Genomic DNA, 18,419 nt, shown 5'->3' with positions numbered 1-18,419 from the left:
ACGGGGGCCCACCGCTGCGCGAAATGGCGGACCAGTGCGCCCGGTTGGCCGCCGTCCGGGAGGCGGCGGAGCGGGCCGGCGTGCCGCTGTACGTCAACGCCCGGATCGACACGTTCCTGCGCGGCGTCGGCGGAGTCGACGAGACGGTGGCGCGGGCCCACGCCTACCTGGCGGCCGGCGCGGACGGAATCTTCGTGCCCGGGACGGTCGACCCGGAGACGGTGGCCGCGCTGGTCGCGGCGATCCCGGCCCCGCTGAACGTGCTGGCCGGGCCGGGTGCCCCGGCGGTACCGGAGCTGGCCCGGCTCGGGGTGGCCCGGATCAGCCTCGGCTCCGCGGTGGCCGAGGCCGCGTACGCGGTGGCCCGTCGGGCCGCCGAGGAGGCGTACGGCGCGGGCACGTACGACGCCCTCGCCGGCGCGTTCGACTACGGCGCGCTGAACGCGCTGATGCGCGGCTGAGCCGGCACACGAGGGGGCGCCGGCCGCGTCGGCCGGCACCCCCTCGTACGCGTGCGGGGCGACCCGCGACCGATCAGCTCCGTCGGCAGCGGGTCGGTCGGATCACAGCGGCGGGCCGACGTCCCGACGCTCTTCGACCCGCCGGTACTCCACCGGCTCGGCCGTGGTGACCACCTCGCGGCGGCGACCCCAGACCAGGGTCGTCATGATGAGGCCGAGCACGCCGGCCGCCATCAGGATCCAGCCGACGACGTCGAGGTTGACGCCGCCGACGCTGGCGTCCAGCGCGAACGTGAGGATCGCGCCGACCGCGATCAGGAAGATACTGGTACCGATTCCCACGACAGCCTCCTTCAGGGGACGTGGTGTGCTGTCGAGAGCAGTCAGTACCCAGGTGGTGAGCAGCGCAATCACCCGGCGGTGGCGACGGTCACCCGGACGGTTCGCGCGGGTCGTACCGGGCCAGCTCGTCGGGGGTGGGCCGCTGGAAGAAGCGCCGCGCCCGGGCCAGCTCCGCGTCGGAGATTGCGAACGTGCCGGCCGGCGGGTCGGCGTTGCGTCGGGCGAGCCGGCGGCGGAGCTCGTCCTCTGGTGGGTCGAGTACGCAGAGTACGACCTGGGCGCCGACGGCGCGGGCCTCCCGTCGGTAACGGTCCCGCTCCGCCCGCGTCCAGAGCCCCCAGTCCAGGACGACGTCGCAGCCCAGCTCGAGCACCCGCCGCGCGGTGCGCCACTGGACCCGCTCCACCGCGTCGCGGTACGCGTCCAGCGCCGCCCCGGTGGCCGGGTAGTCGAGGTCGTGCAGCCACTCGTCGGCGGTGAGCCGCAGCGCCCCGTACCGTCGTTCCAGCCGGCGGGCGAGGGTGGTCTTGCCGGCGCCCTGGATGCCGCAGGTCAGGTGGAGCGTCGCCATGTCCGCCCACGCTACCGACGCACCGGCGCGGGGGGCATGCCCTATGGCGATCTTGCGATCGGGTACAGTTCTACCCGTCACCGACGCAAGCCGGCGGCACGCGGACGTAGCGCAGCTGGTAGCGCATCACCTTGCCAAGGTGAGGGTCGCGGGTTCGAATCCCGTCGTCCGCTCGCGATCCGCCCCTCGCGGGGTCGACCGTCGCCGGTGCTGGTTTCGCCGCCCGGCGGGCTCGGGCGATTGGCGCAGTGGGAGCGCGCTTCCTTGACACGGAAGAGGTCACTGGTTCAAACCCAGTATCGCCCACCGAACAGTTCGGATCCGCTGAAGGCCCGGCTCGCTGAGCTGGGCCTTCGCCGTGTCGGCGGTCCGTTCGTCGGGGCCCGACGGGCGGGTCGGGACCGGGCCGGGGCACCGTACGGCCGGTGCCCGACAAAGCCGGAGCCATCGGCCGACCGCCGTCGGGCATCCCTCACTCGGCCCGACCGCCCCGCGACCGGTGCCGTGCACCGACCACATCGGTCAGCCGTGCCGCCGAGGACGCCCGCCGGATCCGCCCAACGGGCCATGGAACGGCCGTGCCACCCGTGCCAGGGTGAGGGCTCGTGGATCAGGGAGGCGATCACATGCGGTCAGGCACCGGACGACGTTGGCGGCGTACGGTCGGTCGACTCGGCGTGACCGCCGTGCTGGCCGCGGCGGGGATCGCGGTGGCGACCACGCCGGCGCACGCGACCGCCACCCGGACGGTGGCGTTCTGGAGCATGGACGAGCCGGCTGGGGCCACCCTGCTGAAGGACAGCAGCGGTAACGGCCGCGACGGCACGGTCGGCGCCGAGGTGGTGACCGGGGCGCGGTACGACGGCGCCACCGTCCACCGGTTCGCCACCCACCTGCCCACCGACATGGAGCACGTCCCGGGGCACGTCGACCTGGTACCGCACAGCACCGAGTACAACCCGGACGCGGGCGACTTCTCGTTCACCATCCGCTACCGGACGACGTACTCCTTCGGCAACATCCTGCAGAAGGGGCAGGGCAATGCGGCCGGCGGCTACTGGAAGTTCGAGGCGCCAGGCGGCAAGCCGAAGTGCCTGTTCCGCGGCGGTGACGGCTCCTCGCGTACCGGCTACACCGACGTGTCGATCGCCGACGGGCAGTGGCACACCGTCACCTGCAACCGCACCTCCACCTATGTGGAGATGTACGTCGACGGGGTGCGGAAGAGCCGGTTGACCGGGCCGACCGGCACCATCGCGAACAACTGGCAGTTCTCCATCGGCGGCAAGAGCCAGTGCGACGGCGTGAAGGTCACCTGCGACTACTTCGCCGGCGACATCGACTACGTCAAGATCCTCAAGGGCGCGGGTGGCGCGGCGAACCAGCCGCCGGTCGCCGACCTCGCCCCGTCGTGCTCCGGACTGGTCTGCACGTTCTCCGGCGCCGGCTCGACCGACGCCGACGGCGCGATCCAGGACCACCGGTGGGACTTCGGCGACGGCTCCACCGCCGACACCGTCTCCGTGCCGACCACCTCCCACACGTACGCGGCGGCCGGCACCTACCCCGTCACCTTCACCGTCACCGACGACCGGGGCGCCACCGCAACAGCGTCCGCCCAGGTCACCGTCGCGCCGGTCGCCGAACGGATCTCCTTCGTCGGTCAGGCCACCGCGAACGCCAACTGGACCAGCCACGCCGCGGCGGTGCCGTCGACCGTGCAGGCTGGTGACGCTCTGCTGCTCTTCCTCAGCCAGAACACCCACGTCGGCGCCGGACAACCCACCGGGGTCACCGGCTGGACCCAGCTGGACCGCCTCGACGGCGGATCCGCCACCACCACCGCCTGGTGGAAGGTCGCCGCCGCGGGGGACGCCGGTTCGACGGTACGGGTGGCGCTGGACGCGCAGTCCAAGGGCAACCTCGTCGTGGCCGCGTACCGGGGTGTCGACCCGGCGCAGCCGATCGAGGCATTCGCCCGGGCCACCGACCCGGCCAGCTCCACCACCCGGGTCACCCCGTACGCCACGGTGACGGCGGCGCAGAGCTGGGGGGTGTCGTACTGGATGCACGGTGACGGGCTCTCCACGGCGCTGACCCCGCCAGCGGGGGTGCAGGTGCGCAGCAACAGCTCGCAGACCGGCGGCGGACGGGTCACCGCGCTGCTCGCCGACTCGGGGAGCACGGTACCGGCCGGCAGCTACGGCGGCCTGACCGCGGTCGGCGCCGCCGCCAGCACCACCACTACCACCTGGACGGTCATCCTCCGACCGGCGTAGCGCGGCGGCGCCCGGCTTGGCGGAAAATGCCACGACCGGGCCACCGGTCCGGCCCGGTCGGCACGTGTGGATCCACCATGGACTGGGTACGGCCGGGCGATGACGGTCGACGGGGGCTCGACTCAGGAACTGCTCACCTCGCGGGTGTGGCCGGCGGTGCTGGTGCCCGCAGCGGTGCTGGTGCTGGTGGTCGTCGTCGGTCTCGTGATGCTGTCCAGCTTTCCGTTCGTGCCATTCGGCATCGCGCTCTCCACCGTGATCCTCGCGGTGCTGCTGCGCAACGACGCCCTGCTGGCCGACGAGGCCGGGCTGCTGGTCCGGCGGTGGGGCCGGGTGACCCGCAGCTACCGGTGGGACGAGGTCCGCCGGGCCGGAATTGCCCGGCCCGGCTTCGGCCAGGTGGCACTGTCGGTCTTCCCGCACGGAGGACCGTACGACGTGCCCGGCCCGAACAGCGAAGTGCTGGTCGGGCGGGTCTGGCTGCTGCGCCGCCCCGACCAGGCGACCTGTGAGCGGATTGCCGCACTCCTGCGCGCCCACGGGATCGAGGCGCTCCCCTGAGCCGCCGCCATCGGCTCGGTTGTGGACAGTTTCGTTTGTGAGGTCCAAGACCCGGATATGCCGCTGGCCGGCACCCCTTGTTTCGGGGTGCCGGCCAGCGGCTTGTCACGCGTGTGCGGTTGTCAGCTGTTCCAGTGCTGGGCGACGAGGTCGGCGGCCTGCTGCTCCCACTGGGCGTAGGCGTCCGGGTAAGCCGACACCTGCACCGTCTGCGCGGCCTGCGTCAGCGGCATGTCCTGCCACCCGTCGACCTGCTTCAGACCCTTCTCGAACGCCGTCGTCGCGTACTCGGGGTCGGTGATCTGCTCCGGCGTACCCCAACCCGAGGTCGGACGCTGCTGGAACAGACCCAGCGAGTCATGGTCGTTGGCGTCACCCAGATGACCCAGGTTCTCCAACTTCGACTCCTGCAAGCTCGTGGCGATCGAGATGACCGCGGCCCGCTCCGGCAGACCCGCCTTCTTCGTCGCCGCGATGATCGCCTTCACATTCCCGGTCTGCTCACCGTTCAGGTCGATCTTCGACTGGGCGCCCTGCACCGCGGCGGCCTTACCGGCCACCGGGCCGGTGTCGGCGTGGGCGGCGATCGGACCGGCGAACACACCACCGGTAAACGCCAGACCAGCAACACCCAGCACGCTCTTACGCAGAATCGAGTTCATCACGAAGCTCCTCGGGGGGTTGGCGCACATCCGACGGGGGTCGGGACATGCGCAAGCACCACGTCAGGCGCCCACAAGCTCAAAGGGGGGAAAGTCTCTGCCCGGTCCGACCGCGGGGCGGGGGCCTCTTCACGGCGCCGGGACCATGTGTAACGACCGCCGGCCCGCCATCATTCCGGGGCCCGTCCACCAGCCCGTCGAGCGGGCCAGGTACTCGGTCGTACGCGATATGTAACGACCCCCGGCCCCCCACCATTCCGCCGCCAGCATGCCACCCGTCACACCCCGAACCCGACACCCCGCCACGAACCGCGCAACCGGCGGCGGTGTCGCACCCGCCGCGTCCCGGGCAACCGGACACCCCGCCCCAAGATCCGCACAACGTCCCGGAAGGTGTCCCTTCCCCATGCGGGAGACCACTCCTTCCGGAAACTGCGCGGATCTTGGCGGCGGCCGCCTGCCTTCTGCCCACGGCAGATCCGCTCACCGTGAACATCCCTCGCAATCGCCGCCGAGCCTGGGCAGGCTGGACGCATGAGACTGCTGGTGCTGGGCGGAACGGGATTCGTCGGTGGGGCCACCGTGACCGAAGCGGTACGCCGTGGCTGGTCGGTGACGGTGTTCAACCGCGGGCTGCACGGCGACGTGCCGGCGGGCGTACACCGGTTGCGGGGTGACCGGACCGCGCCGGGCGGCTTGGCGGCGCTGGCCGGCGGCGAGTGGGACCTGGTGGTGGACACCTGGGACGGCGCGCCCCGGGCGGTGCGGGACGCGGCGCGGGCACTGGTCGGTGCGGCCCGGCACTACGTCTACGTGTCCAGCGGTTCCGTCTACGCCGAACCCGTGGAGCCGGGCTCGGACGAGGACGCGCCGACCGTCGAGGCGACCGCCGACGCGGTGGACGGCGGCTACGCGCAGCTGAAGGCCGGCGGTGAGCGGGCCGCGGTGGAGGTCTTCGGTGACCGGGCGTTGCTGGCTCGGGCCGGGCTGATCCTCGGGCCGGGGGAGGACATCGGGCGGCTGCCCTGGTGGTTGGGGCGGGTCGCCCGGGGCGGCGAGGTGCTGGCGCCCGGGCCGCGCGAGCTGCCGCTGCAGTACGTGGACGTGCGCGACCTGGCCGCGTGGCTGCTGGACCGCGGCGCGGAGGGCATCGGTGGGGCGTACAACGTGGTGGGTCGCAGCGGGCATACGACGATGGGTGAGCTGCTCGACGCGGCCGTCGCGGCGACCGGCGCGGGCGCGCTGCTGCGCTGGACGGACCCGGAGCCGATCCTCGCCGCCGGGGTGGAGCCCTGGAACGACCTGCCGATCTGGATCCCGCTCGGCCATGAGTACCGCTGGTTGCAGGAGCGCGACGTCGAGCGGGCGTACGCGGCGGGGCTGGTCTGCCGGCCGGTGGCCGAGACGGTCGTCGACACCTGGCGCTGGCTGCGGGAGGTGGGGCGGGTCCCGCCGCGCGCGGGCCGACCGGCGCGGGTGGCGGTGGGCCTGGACCCGGAGCGGGAGGCGGCGCTGCTGGCCACCGTGGCGGGCCGGGGCACGCCGGCCTGATCGGTCAGGCCGGAACCACCGGAAGGTCGAGCACCTCCCCGACGGGACGGCGTGGGGTGGCGACCCCGGGCTGCCCGTACCCGATCCGCATCACCATCTGCGGCGTGCCGAACCGGCCGAGCGACAGCCGTAGCGCCTCCCGCGCCCCCGGCACCTCGATCGGCTGGGAGATCATCGACACGCTCAGCCCGGCGTCGGTGGCGGTGAGCAGCACCCGCTGCAGGGCCTGGCCGGCGACGATCTGGTCGGTGGCGGTGTTTCCCGGCGACCCGAGCGCGGCGACCAGCGGCTCCGGCTCGAAGTCCCGCCCCGGCGCCCGGTTGCGCCCGCCGAAGCCGCGCTGCGGCAGCAGGTCCTGCGGTTCGCTCTGCGGCCCGCCGGCGGCGGCCGGCACCCCGTCCGGGGAGGGCTCGGAGCGGATCCACCCGGTCCGCTCGGCCACGTAGGCGGGCTCGCGTTCCAGCACCCGGTGGGCGCTGCGGGCGATCTCGGCGAACGCGTTGACCGCGCTGGTGCCGATCATCAGCTCCAGCCAGCACTGTTCGGCCCGGGCCGCCTCGCCGAGCCGCCAGCGGGCGTCGGCGGGTACCGGGTCGGGCCAGAACGGCGCGCGGTTGCTGAACCGGCGGCGGATGGCCCCGTGCAGGCTCTGTTCGGTCGGGGTGGGGTGGCGCGGCAGGTCCGGGACCAGCCGGGCCACCACGTCCGGCTCCGCCGGGTACGGGCGCAGCCGGACCGTGGCCGGCGTGCCGGCCACGGCGAGGGCCAGCCGCAGGTTGAACAGCGCCGCCCCGCAGGCGATCCGGGTGCCCCAGCCGCTGGGGTCGGTGGCGGGCAGCCGGCGCAGCGGGTCGACGGAGAGCTCGATCCCGCCGTCGCGCAGCCGGAACCGCCACGGCTGGGTGTTGTGCAGGGACGGCGCCCTGACGGCGTCGGAGGCGGCGGCCCTGAGCTGTTCGACGGTGAAGCCGGTGTCCATGGTCTTGCTCCTTCCGTGGCAGGCCGTGCCGCCCCCGGGTGGTCCATCTACACGGTGCGGTAGACCGGTTGAGTCCGGGCAGGGCCGGACGTCCCCTCCTCCTCGGGTCCGACTGCCCCGGCCGCGGCACGTCACGGTAGGGACCTTCGGCCCGTGCGAACGGGGCGGCGACCGGGTAGAAACGGAGGATGATCCGCGTGTTCCTGCTCGACGACCACGAGGTCGTCCGCCGTGGCCTTGCCGACCTGCTGCAGAGCAGCGGCGACATCGAGGTGGTCGGCGAGTCCGGCTCCGCTCAGGAGGCGGCCCGCCGCATCCCCGCGCTCCGCCCCGACGTGGCGATCCTCGACGCCCGGCTGCCCGATGGCAACGGCATCGACGTGTGCCGGGACATCCGCGCCGTGGACTCCTCGATCAAGGGGCTGATCCTCACCTCGTACGAGGACGACGAGGCGCTCTTCGCGGCGATCATGGCCGGTGCGGCCGGGTACGTGCTCAAGCAGATCCGCGGCACCGACCTGGTGGACGCGGTCCGCCGGGTGGCGGCCGGGCAGTCGCTGCTCGACCCGGCGATCACCACCCGGGTACTGGAGCGGATCCGCAACGGCGTCGAGCAGCCGCGCGAGCTGAAGGCCCTGACCGAGCAGGAACGGCGGATCCTGGAGTACGTCGCCGAGGGGCTGACCAACCGGGAGATCGCCGGCAAGATGTTCCTGGCCGAGAAGACCGTCAAGAACTACGTCTCCAGCGTGCTGGCCAAGCTCGGCCTGGAACGGCGTACCCAGGCCGCGGTGCTGGCCACCCGGCTGCTCGGCAAGGCCCACTGATCCGGGCCCGGCGTCCGCCGGGACGCCGGGTCAGTCGCGCAGCGGGACGCTCCAGCGCACCTCGGTGCCGTGCGGGATCACCCGGCTGAGCTGGAAGTCACCGCCGAGGAGTTCGGCCCGCTCCCGGAGGTTGACCAGCCCGCTACGGGCCGCCTCCGGCTCGCAGCCGACGCCGTCGTCGGTGACCGTCACGCTCACCCAGCCGGCGTCGACCTTGACCGCCACCGTCACCCGGTCGGCGTGCGCGTGGCGTACCGCGTTGGAGAGCGCCTCCCGGAGCACGGCGGTGAGTTCCGGACGCAGCGCGTCCGGGACGGCGCTGTCGATGGGGCCGGTCAGCTCCAGCCCGGGCCGGTAACCGAGGGACTCGGCGGCCACCTCGATCGCCTCGCGGATCTCGGTGCGCAGCGCGGCGCTCATCGGGGTGCGCAGCTCGAAGATGGTGCGGCGGATGTCCCGGATGGTGGCGTCCAGGTCGTCGACGGCCGCGTTGATCCGCTTGGCCACCTCGGGGCGGGCGTTCATCGGGGCGGCGCTCTGCAACTGCAGGCCGGTGGCGAAGAGCCGCTGGATCACCACGTCGTGCAGGTCCCGGGCGATCCGCTCGCGGTCCTCCAGGACCACCAGCAGCTCCCGTTCCTCCTGGCCCCGGGCCCGCTCCATGGCCAGCGCCGCCTGGCCGGCGAAGCTGCCCAGCATCGCGACGTCGTCCTCGGCGACGCGGGGGCTGTCCGGCCGGTGCGCGATCACCAGCACGCCGTGCAGGGTGTCCGCCGCCGCGAGCGGGGAGACCACCGCCGGGCCGGCGATCACCGGCGTGGGCCACGGCGCGGCCTGCGCGAGGTCGTCCAGCAGGGTGTGCCGGCGCTCGGTGACCTCCGCCGCGAAGCTCGTCTCCGCCGCCGGCAGCACCGCGCCGACCAGCTCTTGGGCCCGCTCGTCGGCTCCGTCGACGACCTCGACGGTGAACTGGCCCTCGTCCTCGTCGTAGAGCAGCACCAGCGCCAGTTCCGCCTCGGCGACCTCGCGGGCGCGGCGGGCCACCAGGGTCAGCGCGTCGGTGCGCCGGACCTCGCCGAGCAGCACCGAGGTGATCTCGGCGGTCGCGGCCAGCCAGCGTTCCCGCCGGTGTGCCAGGGCGTAGAGGCGAGCGTTCTCGATCGCCACGCCGGCCGCGGCGGCGAGCGCCACCACGATCTCCTCGTCATCCTCGGTGAACTCCGCCGCGCCCTGCTTCTCGGCCAGGTAGAGGTTGCCGAAGACGTGCTCGCGGATGCGGACCGGCACGCCGAGGAAGCTGTGCATCGGCGGGTGGTGCTTCGGGAAGCCGTACGACTTGGGGTGCTCGGTGATGTCCGGCATGCGCAGCGGCCGGGGATCGTCGATGAGCAGGCCGAGCACGCCCCGGCCGTGCGGCAGGTCGCCGATCTTGGCGTGCAGCTCGTCGTCGATCCCGTGGATGATGAAGTCGTGCAGCAGCCGGTCGGGGCCGATCACGCCGAGCGCGCCGTACCGGGCGCCGACCAGCTCGCACGCCGACTGCACGATCCGCTGCAGGGTGCTGCGCAGGTCGAGGTCGGTGCCGATGCCGACCACCGCGTCGAGCAGGGCGCGCAGCCGCTCCCGGCTGGTCATTACGTCACCGACCCGGTCCAGCATCTCCTGGAGCAGCTCGTCGAGGCGGACCCGGGACAGCGGGCTCAGGCCCAGCGACGGGGTCGGGTGCTCGTGCCGGGGGTTCGGTGCACTGGCCACCGGGCGATGTTATCGCCCGGTGACCGTGCGGGACGAGCCCCGTTACGACAGCTGGTCGCGTACCGCCGAGGTGTCGACGGTCTGCGCGGCGTCCAGCCGCGGCGTGTGCGGCGGCCCGGCGTGCGTCGGGTCCGCCAGCCCCAGCCGCAGCGCGAGGTACGGGAAGCCGAGGCCGGACAGCATCTGGCGGAGCACCTGCCGGGTGCCCTCCACCTCGACCACGCCGCTGAGCGGAACCAGCGAGACCCCGAGCCGGGTGCCGGTCAGCCAGGCGGCGGAGAGCGCCTCGCCGGCCCGCAGCCAGCTGTCCCGCTCGTCCTCGGTGCACCAGAGGATCGCGTAGGCGGCGGCCCGGTCGTGTCCGGGACCCACCGGCAGGGTGCCCGGCTGGCCGAAGTCGCGGCCCGGGACGGTGGTCTGCGGGGCCTCCCCCGGCAGCACCTCCGGCGGCAGCCCGGTGCCGGTGCCGGCCCGGCTGGTCCAGTACGCCAGTTCCTCCTGCAGCTCCGGGCTGCCCGCCTCGACCGCCGCGGCCTGCTGGGCGGCGCTGGCGAGCTGGATCTTCTGGGTGTCGTCGAGCACCTGGAGGTTCACGCCCTCGCGAGTGGCCGCCCGGTCGATCTCCTCGAGGGCGGCGTCGGGGATCGGCTCGTCGCTGACCGGTCGGCGGTCGGTGTGCCGTACCCGCATGCACTGCACCATGTGCATGGCGTCCGGGTCCGCCCCGGTGTGCTTGAAGCCGGTCAGGCGGGCCAGCAGGTCCGGCTGCGCCGGGTCGGGCAGCCGCTCCACCACCGCCGTCCAGCCCTCGGCGGCCAGCGCCAGCCGCGTGTGGTGCAGCGCGGCACCGCAGCTGACGGTCAGCAGCCGCCCCTCCGGGTCCATGGCGCTGAGGTGGCGTTCCCGTACCACGCGCAGCTCCAGCGCGTCGGGCAGGACGGTCCAGCGCCACGGCTGGCTGTTGTGTACGGAGGGGGCGTGGCCGGCCATCGCGGCGGCCTCCGCGAGCGCGGTGGTCAGCGCGCGGTCCGCAGTCGGCGTCTCGTGGCTCATCATCACGACCTTTCCTGTTTCTCCCCATCGTGCCCCACACCGGGGCCGCCCGGGTGGGGATGCCGCTCTATCCTCGGGCATGACCGGGCCGGTCCGCACGGACCGTACGACCCGGCCCTTCGGCCCGCCGTATTACGCAGGTTTGCCCTACCCCGCCCGCATCGGGCCTGACGCAGGCGCTGGAGGACTACGCCCAGCGTCGGGCCAGCCCCGACCTGCGCGCGCTGCTGGAACGGGCGCCCCGGCAGGCCCGGCGGCCTACCCCGGACGGCGGGGTCGAGGTGATGCCGCTGGACCGCCGGTACGGCCTGGACGCGGTGCTGCGGCTGCACCTGCCGAAGGAAGAGGAGGAGCGACTGGTCGTCTACTTCCTTCCTAGATCCCGTCTATAATGGACTGCCGTGGGCAGCGTCTATCGGATTGGCGAGTTTGCCAGGCGGGTGGGCCGTTCGGTGAGCACGGTGCGTCGGTGGGAGGCGCGGGGTCGGATCATGGGGCGGCGTCTGCCATCGGGGCAGCGGTATTTCGACGACTCCGATGTGCGCAAGGTGCTGCAGCCGGGTTTCGACGTCGGGCGGCGGAAGGTTCTGGTGTACTGCCGGGTTTCGTCACCGGGGCAGAAGGTCGACCTGGCCGTGCAGGTCGGGGCGATGCGGCAGTTCTGTCTGGCCCGTGGTCTGGCGGTGGACGAGTGGGTCAGCGAGGTCGGCGGCGGGATGAACCTGCGTCGCGAGAAGTTCATGGCGTTGATGGACTGCATCGACCGGGGGGAGGTTCGCCACGCTCGTGGTGGCGCACCAGGAGAGGACCTCCTGGCGATCGTGCACAGCTTCTCGTGCCGGCTGGACGGGCTGCGACGCTACGAGAGGGAACTCGAGGGGCGTACCTGATGGTGGAGGGCGACCGGTGAAGATCACCCGGATCGCGTACTCGACGCGCCTGAACCCGGGCAAGTACGCCGCCCTGGCGGAGCAGGCCCGCCGGTTGGGTCGGGTGCGCAGCGAGATGTGGCAGCGCTACGGCTCGTTCGCCGGGGTCGGGTCCGGGCTGACCGATCGGCAGGTGCGGGACCGGTGGCTGGCTGACGGCACGCACGTCCAGTTCGGTGTGCTGGCGAACGCTTGGAAGGAAACCGTCCGCGACGCCATGGGCGACATCGCTGCGAACCTGGCCTCGGCCAAGGTCGAGGTCCGGCGGGCGATCACCCGGCGCACCACCGATCCGGTCGAGCGCACGCGGATGTTCACCGCCCTCAAGGCCGACCAGTGGGCCCAGGACCCGTTCCTGGCTCGGCAGATGCGCAAGCACTGGAAGCGCGGTAGGAACCGCACGCACGATCAGATCGTCGTACGCGCCGACAAGCACAACACCGGCTCTGACGGGCGCGGCAGGTTGTGGCTGGCGGTCCCGGGCCTCGAACGCCGCAAGATGGTCCGGATCCCGCTGTCGTCGACCGTTGCCCCGACCGGCACGCTGCGGCTGATCTTGCGCGGCGGTCGGGTCGAGGTGCACTACCAGATTGACGCGTCGCTGATGCGGTCGTCGCAGCGGCCGTGCGGCGATGCGACGATCGGCGTGGACAAGGGCTACACCGAAGCGCTGACCGACTCCGACGGCGGTCGCCATGGCTGCGGCCTGGGTGAGCTGCTGAGCAGCGAGTCGGATCGGTTGAAGGAGCGCAACCGGCGTCGGGCGAAGCTGCGCTCGATAGCGAACACCGCCGCCCTTCGCGGTGACCATCAGAAGGCCCACCGGATCATGGCCAACAACCTCGGGACCGTCAAGCGGGACCGGCAGGCCGTTCGCCACCGCGCGCGGGTGCGCACGGAGATCTTCACCGCCGTGCACCGGGTCGTCGACAATGCCGCCACCGTGGTCGCCGAAGACCTCACCCGAAGGTTCGCCGGGCGCACAACGCTCGGCAAGAACATGAATCGGCGCCTCGCGGCGTGGACCAAAGGAGTCACCGCCGAGGCCCTAACCAACGTGTCGGAGCGCAGAGGTTCTGCGCTCGTACACGTCAATGCCGCCTACACCTCACAAGCCTGTCACCGCTGCGGCCGGCTCGGTCGACGCACCGGGGACGGGCTTCACTGCACTCCGTGCGGGGTGGTGTGGCAGGCCGACGTGAACGCCGCGATCAACATCCTGCAGCGAGCAGGCGACCCCGACATCGCCCTGCACACCCCACACCACAAGGTGAAGCAGATCCTGCAGGACAGGACCGATCGCCACCGGACCAGACTGCCGGTCCAGGACTCCAGCCCGGCCCTCGCCGAGCGGAGAGCGAACCATCCGAACCGCTCCACCATGAGCAACCAGTAGGAAGCAGGACTACTTCTCGCTCAACCCGGAGGAGGGTACGACCGCCTCCGGCCACTGATCGACCGGCGTCACCGCGTCCGCAGGCAGGCGCAGGGTCGGCCACCGCCCGTCGGAGCGGAAGTCGGTGTGGGTGCCGTCGAACGGGAAGGTGCCGACCTCGATCAGCCTGACCACCCGGTCGGCCTCGGCGCGTACCGCCGCCGCGGTTGCCCGGTCGAGGTACAGCGGGTGGCCGATCCGGGCCTCGAACTCGTCGGTGTCCACGCCGTCCGGCCGTCGCGTGTATGGCGTTTCCAGGTTCACGTACCACCCGGCGAAGACGCCGTCGCGGTAGAACCACCAGACGGAGTGCGCCACCCCGGGCGGCATGAGCACCAGGATGTCGTAGCCCGTCCAGGTCAGCACCGCCAACCTCGGCTCGCGCATCCGGTCGACGGTGAGCTCGTGCTGGGTGTTGCCGTCGGCGTCGACGAGCCGGGCGAAGTCGCTGCCGGCGGGATGCCAGAGCAGCAGCCCCTGGTCGTCGTCGGCGAGGACCCGCATCGGCTGCACCCAGGTGCACCAGCTTCCCCGCAGATACCTGCGGGTGATGACCTGTCCCGGCTCGAAGACCATCGCCGCAGCGTACTCAGGTGGGGCGGACGGCGGATGCCCGTGCCGTCACGCCGCCCCCCGGGCAGTGGAACGCCACAGCTGTCCAACGGTCCCAGAGACCTCCATGGCGTTCCCCTCACCGGTCGGGCACCCCATGCCGCGCGGGGCGTCAGCCTTCCCGGACGACGGCGACCGGGCAGCGCGCGTGGTGGAGGAGTTGCTGGCTGACCGAGCCGAGCAGCATCCCGCGCAGCCCGCCCCGACCGCGGCTGCCCACCACCACGAGCTGCGCGTCGCGGCTCGCCTCGACCAGCAGGGCCGCCGGGTTGCCCGGCGACACCCGCAGGTCCACCTCGACGTCCGGGAAGGTCTCCCGCCACCGGGCCAGCTCGTTCTCGGCCGCCGCCCGTTCGGTGGCGGTCGCCTCCACCGGGTCGAAGCCCGGCGGCACCCGCCGCTCGCCGGGTGGCTCCCACACCCGGACCACCCGCAGCGGCACGTCCCGCTGCTCCGCCCGCTCGACCGCGAAGCCGAGCGCCAGCAGCGAGGATTCCGAGCCGTCCACGCCGACCACCACCGGCCCGGAGGTGGCGGCCTGGCCGTCGCGGACCACCACCACCGGGCAGTGCGCGTGGGCGGTCACGGACACCGCGGTGGAGCCGGCCAGCAGGCCGCCGAACCCGCCGTGCCCGCGGCTGCCGAGGACCAGCATCCCGGCCTGCGCGGAGCGTTCCTGCAGCACCAGGGCGGGCGGGCCGTCGAAGACCTCGCCGTGCACGGTGAGCCCGGGTCGCTCGGCGGCGGCGTCCGCCGCCGCCTTGCGGACCAGTTCCTCGACCTGCCGCCGGGCGTGCTCGTCCGGCCAGATCCCGGGGGCCACCCCGGGACCGACCCAGCCGGCCACCGTCAGCCATTCGAAGACGTACGCCAGGCGGACCGGCCGGCCCGAGCGGCCCGCCTCGTCCAGGGCCCAGTTCAGGGCGACCGTGGCGTCCGCGGAGCCGTCGTAGCCGACCAGGATCTCGTCGCCGCTCACCGGACCGACCTCCGCTCGCCGCTGAGCCCGCTCACTGACCGCTCCGCAGGCCGGGTTCGGTCTCGCGGATCCAGCGCCACTCGGCGACCCGAGGGTCGTCCTCGCCGTACCGCCGGGTGTAGTCGCGGCAGGCCTGCCGGGCGTCGACCATGTCCTGGCGAAGGTGGGCGGCGCGCGAGGCGAGCCCGGGCACCCGGTCGATGACGTCGATGACCAGGTGGAAGCGGTCCAGGTCGTTGAGCATCACCATGTCGAACGGCGTGGTGGTGGTGCCCTCCTCCTTGTAGCCGCGCACGTGCAGGTTGTCGTGGTTGGTCCGGCGGTAGGTGAGCCGGTGGATAAGCCACGGATAGCCGTGGTACGCGAAGATGATCTGCCGGTCGCGGGTGAAGATGGTGTCGAACTCGCTGTCCGGCAGGCCGTGCGGGTGCTCCGAGGGCGGCTGGAGGCGCATCAGGTCGACCACGTTGACCACCCGCACCTTCAGCTCGGGCAGGTGCTGGCGGAGCAGGTCGGCCGCGGCCAGGGTCTCCAGGGTCGGCACATCGCCGGCGCAGGCGAGCACCACGTCCGGCTCGCTGCCCTCGTCGTTGCTGGCCCAGTCCCAGATGCCCAGGCCCCGCCTGGCGTGCTGGATCGCCTCGTCCATGCTCAGCCAGTTCGGCGACGGCTGCTTCCCGGCCACCACCACGTTGATGTAGTGCCGGCTGCGCAGGCAGTGGTCCATGGTGGAGAGCAGGGTGTTGGCGTCCGGCGGCAGGTACACCCGGACCACCTCGGCCTTCTTGTTGACCACGTGGTCGATGAAGCCCGGGTCCTGGTGCGAGAAGCCGTTGTGGTCCTGCTGCCACACGTGGCTGGAGAGCAGGTAGTTGAGCGAGGCCAGCGGCTGCCGCCACTGGATGCCGCGGGTCACCTTCAGCCACTTGGCGTGCTGGTTGACCATCGAGTCGACGATGTGGATGAACGCCTCGTAGCTGGTGAAGATGCCGTGCCGGCCGGTGAGCAGGTAGCCCTCCAGCCAGCCCTGGCATAGGTGCTCGGAGAGCACCTCCATCACCCGGCCGTCCGGGGAGAGGTGGTCGTCGCCGGGGACCGTCTTGCCGACGAACGCCCGGTCGGTGACCTCGAAGGCGGCGCCCAGCCGGTTGGAGGCGACCTCGTCGGGGCCGAACAGGCGGAAGTTCTGCGGGTTGGCGGTGATCACGTCGCGGACCCACTGGCCAAGCACGCCGGTGGAGCCGACCATGGGCTCGCCCGGCTGCTTGACGTCGACCGCGTAGGCGCGGAAGTCCGGCAGGTCCAGGTCGCGCAGCACCATGCCGCCGTTGGTGACCGGGTTGGCGCTCATCCGCCGGTTCCCCCTCGGAGGCAGCGAGGTCAGCTCGGCGACCGGGGCGCCGGTGGCGTCGAAGAGCTCCTCCGGCCGGTAGCTGCGGAGCCAGCGCTCCAGCTCGGCCAGGGCCTCAGGGTCCTTCCGCACCCCGTCGATGGGCACCTGGTGGGCGCGGAAGGTCCCCTCGACCTGCTTGCCGTGGACCTCCCGCGGGCCGGTCCAGCCCTTCGGCGTCCGGAGGATGATCATCGGCCAGCGGGGGCGCTCGACCTTGTCGCCGGAGCGGGCCCGGCGCTGGATCTCGGCGATCTCGTCGACCACCCGGTCCAGCGTGGCGGCCAGGGTCTGGTGCACGGTGGCCGGGTCGTCGCCCGCGACTATGTAGGGTTGGTAGCCGTAGCCGCGCATGATGTCGAGCAGGTCGTCGGTGGGGATCCGGTCCAGCACCGTCGGGCTGGCGATCTTGTAGCCGTTGAGGTGCAGGATGGGCAGCACCGCGCCGTCGCGGGCCGGGTTGAGGAAGACGTTGGAGAGCCAACTGCCGGCGAGCGGGCCGGTCTCCGCCTCGCCGTCGCCGATGACGCAGGCGACCAGCAGGTCCGGGTTGTCGAACGCGGCGCCGTACGCGTGGCTGAGTGCGTACCCCAGTTCGCCGCCCTCGTGGATCGAACCGGGCACCTCCGGTGCCACGTGGCTGGGAACGCCGCCGGGGAAGGAGAACTGGCGGAACAATCGCGCCATGCCCGCCTCGTCCTGGCCCACCGAGTGGTAGAGCTCGCTGTAGGTCCCCTCCAGCCAGGTGTTCGCCACCAGGGCCGGCCCGCCGTGCCCGGGGCCGGTGACGTAGATGACGCTGAGGTCGCGGTTGACGATGACCCGGTTGAGGTGCGCGTAGATCAGGTTGAGGCCGGGGCCGGTGCCCCAGTGGCCGAGCAGCCGGGGCTTGACATGCTCCGGCTTCAGTGGCTCGCGGAGCAGCGGGTTGTCGAGCAGGTAGATCTGCCCGACGGTGAGGTAGTTCGCCGCTCGCCAGTAGGCGTCAAGCCGGCGCAGCTCGTCTTCGGTCAGTGGGCTGTGCAGGTCGAGAGCGGTGTCCATGCTGCATCAGCCTCTCGCGGCTCGGGGTCTTCTGCCACCCGAAGGCGGGAATCCGTTCCGGGCCCGTCCAGCTTGCCCGGCGCACGGGGACGGGTGCAGAGTCGTTGGTCCCGGGACCGCGGGCGTCATTCCCCGTCCCGGGGCTCCGGGTCGATGCCCCGGACCACGAAGACCGGTGCCGGCGAGTGGTAGAGCAGGGACTGGCTGACCTCGCCGAGCATGCCCCGCCACGGCTCGTCACCGCGCGCGCCGACCAGCGCCATTTGCGCCGAGCGGGACTGTTCGACCAGGACGGTGTCGGGGTCGCCGCGGATCGTGTGGCATTCCGTGGGCACCCCGGGGTGCCGCCGGGCACACCGGGCCACCGCCCCGGCGAGCAACTCGTCGCCCTCGTCGGGCCGGCCCGGCTCGATCACCCGGACCGCGAGCAGCCGGGCGGAGCGGCGGGCGGCGTGGTCGAAGGCGAAGCCCAGCGCGGTGCGGGAACTCGCCGAACCGTCCACACCGACCAGTACCGGGCCCTGCGGCGGCGGCTCGGCCCGTCCCACCAGCACCGGGCAGCCGGCCCGGGCGGCCAGCTGCACGGCCGGCGCGTCGGCCGGTACGCAGGTGCCGCAGCCGGCCATCCCGCCGTCACCGAGCGCCACGACGAACGCTGACTCCGAGGCGCGGATCAGGGCCTCGACCGGGGCGCCCTCGACGATCTCGCCGCTCACCGGCACCGCCGGCTCGACCTCGCCGACGATCTGGGCGGCCCGCTCGAGGAGGCGCTCGGCCTCGACGCGCTGCCCGCCCACGGACGGGGCGTCCAGCGCCGCCGCCCAGTTGAAGGCGTGCAGCAGGTGCAGCGGGCGGCCGTGTCCGGCGGCCACGCCGGCGGCCTCCCGGACCACCTGGAGGTCCTCCTCCGACGACCCGACGCCGACGACCACGGCGCCGTGGGTGGGTGCGGCCATCCCGCCTCACCTCCCCGGCGCCGGGTAGGGCAC

At 72.7% G+C, this 18,419-nt stretch carries 17 protein-coding genes and 2 tRNA genes; 9 read left to right on the top strand and 10 right to left on the bottom strand.

The window, feature by feature from the left end; translation table 11 throughout:
• On the top strand, window positions 1-461 hold a 461-nt coding region (locus SLP03_RS13450), incomplete at its 5' end, for an isocitrate lyase/phosphoenolpyruvate mutase family protein (RefSeq protein WP_319460907.1).
• A gap of 102 nt (window positions 462-563) precedes the next feature.
• Here the strand turns inward: SLP03_RS13450 and SLP03_RS13445 are convergent.
• Both SLP03_RS13445 and SLP03_RS13440 read right to left on the bottom strand, forming a co-directional pair.
• Window positions 564-803 carry a DUF6458 family protein gene (locus SLP03_RS13445; protein WP_319460906.1) on the bottom strand — a complete coding sequence of 80 codons (240 nt, stop codon included), beginning with the start codon at window positions 801-803 and terminating at the stop codon, window positions 564-566.
• Between the two features lie 88 nt (window positions 804-891).
• Window positions 892-1,374, bottom strand: coding sequence for an AAA family ATPase (locus SLP03_RS13440; protein ID WP_319460905.1), 483 nt, complete (start codon window positions 1,372-1,374; stop codon window positions 892-894).
• 100 nt (window positions 1,375-1,474) lie between these two features.
• Here SLP03_RS13440 and SLP03_RS13435 point away from each other — a divergent pair.
• From SLP03_RS13435 to SLP03_RS13420, 4 genes are all read left to right on the top strand, one after another.
• A tRNA-Gly gene (locus SLP03_RS13435) sits at window positions 1,475-1,547 on the top strand.
• 61 nt (window positions 1,548-1,608) lie between these two features.
• Window positions 1,609-1,680: transfer RNA gene (locus tag SLP03_RS13430), tRNA-Val, on the top strand.
• A gap of 371 nt (window positions 1,681-2,051) precedes the next feature.
• Window positions 2,052-3,653 (top strand): PKD domain-containing protein, encoded by a 1,602-nt coding sequence (locus SLP03_RS13425; protein WP_319460904.1) that lies wholly within the window; start codon window positions 2,052-2,054, stop codon window positions 3,651-3,653.
• A gap of 99 nt (window positions 3,654-3,752) precedes the next feature.
• Entirely contained in the window at window positions 3,753-4,214 is a 462-nt protein-coding gene (locus tag SLP03_RS13420) for a hypothetical protein (protein WP_319460903.1), read from the top strand.
• 122 nt (window positions 4,215-4,336) lie between these two features.
• On the opposite strand, the gene SLP03_RS13415 is transcribed toward SLP03_RS13420, so the two are convergent.
• Window positions 4,337-4,876, bottom strand: a complete 540-nt coding sequence (locus SLP03_RS13415; RefSeq protein ID WP_319460902.1) for a hypothetical protein — start codon at window positions 4,874-4,876, stop codon at window positions 4,337-4,339.
• A 534-nt stretch (window positions 4,877-5,410) separates the two neighbouring features.
• Here SLP03_RS13415 and SLP03_RS13410 point away from each other — a divergent pair.
• Window positions 5,411-6,427 carry an NAD-dependent epimerase/dehydratase family protein gene (locus SLP03_RS13410; protein WP_319460901.1) on the top strand — a complete coding sequence of 339 codons (1,017 nt, stop codon included), beginning with the start codon at window positions 5,411-5,413 and terminating at the stop codon, window positions 6,425-6,427.
• Between the two features lie 4 nt (window positions 6,428-6,431).
• On the opposite strand, the gene SLP03_RS13405 is transcribed toward SLP03_RS13410, so the two are convergent.
• Window positions 6,432-7,406, bottom strand: a complete 975-nt coding sequence (locus SLP03_RS13405) for an Acg family FMN-binding oxidoreductase (RefSeq protein ID WP_319460900.1) — start codon at window positions 7,404-7,406, stop codon at window positions 6,432-6,434.
• A gap of 188 nt (window positions 7,407-7,594) precedes the next feature.
• Here SLP03_RS13405 and SLP03_RS13400 point away from each other — a divergent pair, with 188 nt between their 5' ends.
• Window positions 7,595-8,233, top strand: coding sequence for a response regulator transcription factor (locus SLP03_RS13400; RefSeq protein ID WP_319460899.1), 639 nt, complete (start codon window positions 7,595-7,597; stop codon window positions 8,231-8,233).
• 30 nt (window positions 8,234-8,263) lie between these two features.
• Here SLP03_RS13400 and SLP03_RS13395 read toward each other — a convergent pair whose 3' ends face one another.
• Window positions 8,264-9,937, bottom strand: coding sequence for a GAF domain-containing sensor histidine kinase (locus SLP03_RS13395; RefSeq protein ID WP_319460914.1), 1,674 nt, complete (start codon window positions 9,935-9,937; stop codon window positions 8,264-8,266).
• Between the two features lie 93 nt (window positions 9,938-10,030).
• The gene (locus SLP03_RS13390; protein WP_319460898.1) at window positions 10,031-11,041 is read right to left on the bottom strand and encodes an Acg family FMN-binding oxidoreductase; all 1,011 of its coding nucleotides are present in this window, start codon (window positions 11,039-11,041) and stop codon (window positions 10,031-10,033) included.
• A gap of 401 nt (window positions 11,042-11,442) precedes the next feature.
• Between SLP03_RS13390 and SLP03_RS13385 the strand changes: the two genes are divergently transcribed.
• Both SLP03_RS13385 and SLP03_RS13380 read left to right on the top strand, forming a co-directional pair.
• Entirely contained in the window at window positions 11,443-11,931 is a 489-nt protein-coding gene (locus tag SLP03_RS13385; protein ID WP_319460897.1) for a MerR family DNA-binding transcriptional regulator, read from the top strand.
• A 16-nt stretch (window positions 11,932-11,947) separates the two neighbouring features.
• Entirely contained in the window at window positions 11,948-13,366 is a 1,419-nt protein-coding gene (locus SLP03_RS13380) for a transposase (protein WP_319460896.1), read from the top strand.
• Between the two features lie 9 nt (window positions 13,367-13,375).
• Here the strand turns inward: SLP03_RS13380 and SLP03_RS13375 are convergent, their stop codons facing one another.
• The 4 genes from SLP03_RS13375 to SLP03_RS13360 form a co-directional block, all read right to left on the bottom strand.
• Complete coding sequence (locus tag SLP03_RS13375; RefSeq protein WP_319460895.1) at window positions 13,376-13,981, bottom strand: DUF402 domain-containing protein; 606 nt, start codon at window positions 13,979-13,981, stop codon at window positions 13,376-13,378.
• A gap of 148 nt (window positions 13,982-14,129) precedes the next feature.
• Window positions 14,130-14,996: a universal stress protein gene (locus tag SLP03_RS13370; protein ID WP_319460894.1), complete on the bottom strand. Its 867-nt coding sequence runs from the start codon at window positions 14,994-14,996 to the stop codon at window positions 14,130-14,132.
• 31 nt (window positions 14,997-15,027) lie between these two features.
• The gene (locus SLP03_RS13365; protein WP_319460893.1) at window positions 15,028-17,430 is read right to left on the bottom strand and encodes a phosphoketolase family protein; all 2,403 of its coding nucleotides are present in this window, start codon (window positions 17,428-17,430) and stop codon (window positions 15,028-15,030) included.
• Between the two features lie 125 nt (window positions 17,431-17,555).
• A complete protein-coding gene (locus tag SLP03_RS13360) occupies window positions 17,556-18,386 on the bottom strand; it encodes a universal stress protein (protein ID WP_319460892.1) in 831 nt (276 codons plus the stop codon).
• Window positions 18,387-18,419: the final 33 nt, after the last annotated feature.

It is taken from the genome of Micromonospora sp. RTP1Z1, from assembly GCF_033804685.1.
Lineage (GTDB): Bacteria > Actinomycetota > Actinomycetes > Mycobacteriales > Micromonosporaceae > Micromonospora.
Note: the sequence above shows the minus strand (reverse complement) of the source record. Positions and strands in the feature narration are given on the sequence as shown.

Coding starts and splice junctions, on each gene's coding strand:
- SLP03_RS13375 (WP_319460895.1), bottom strand. CDS start 13,981: ATGGTCTTCGAGCCGGGACAGGTCATCACCCGCAGGTATCTGCGGGGA.
- SLP03_RS13365 (WP_319460893.1), bottom strand. CDS start 17,430: ATGGACACCGCTCTCGACCTGCACAGCCCACTGACCGAAGACGAGCTG.
- SLP03_RS13440 (WP_319460905.1), bottom strand. CDS start 1,374: ATGGCGACGCTCCACCTGACCTGCGGCATCCAGGGCGCCGGCAAGACC.
- SLP03_RS13390 (WP_319460898.1), bottom strand. CDS start 11,041: ATGAGCCACGAGACGCCGACTGCGGACCGCGCGCTGACCACCGCGCTC.
- SLP03_RS13405 (WP_319460900.1), bottom strand. CDS start 7,406: ATGGACACCGGCTTCACCGTCGAACAGCTCAGGGCCGCCGCCTCCGAC.
- SLP03_RS13415 (WP_319460902.1), bottom strand. CDS start 4,876: ATGAACTCGATTCTGCGTAAGAGCGTGCTGGGTGTTGCTGGTCTGGCG.
- SLP03_RS13400 (WP_319460899.1), top strand. CDS start 7,595: ATGATCCGCGTGTTCCTGCTCGACGACCACGAGGTCGTCCGCCGTGGC.
- SLP03_RS13410 (WP_319460901.1), top strand. CDS start 5,411: ATGAGACTGCTGGTGCTGGGCGGAACGGGATTCGTCGGTGGGGCCACC.
- SLP03_RS13420 (WP_319460903.1), top strand. CDS start 3,753: ATGACGGTCGACGGGGGCTCGACTCAGGAACTGCTCACCTCGCGGGTG.
- SLP03_RS13360 (WP_319460892.1), bottom strand. CDS start 18,386: ATGGCCGCACCCACCCACGGCGCCGTGGTCGTCGGCGTCGGGTCGTCG.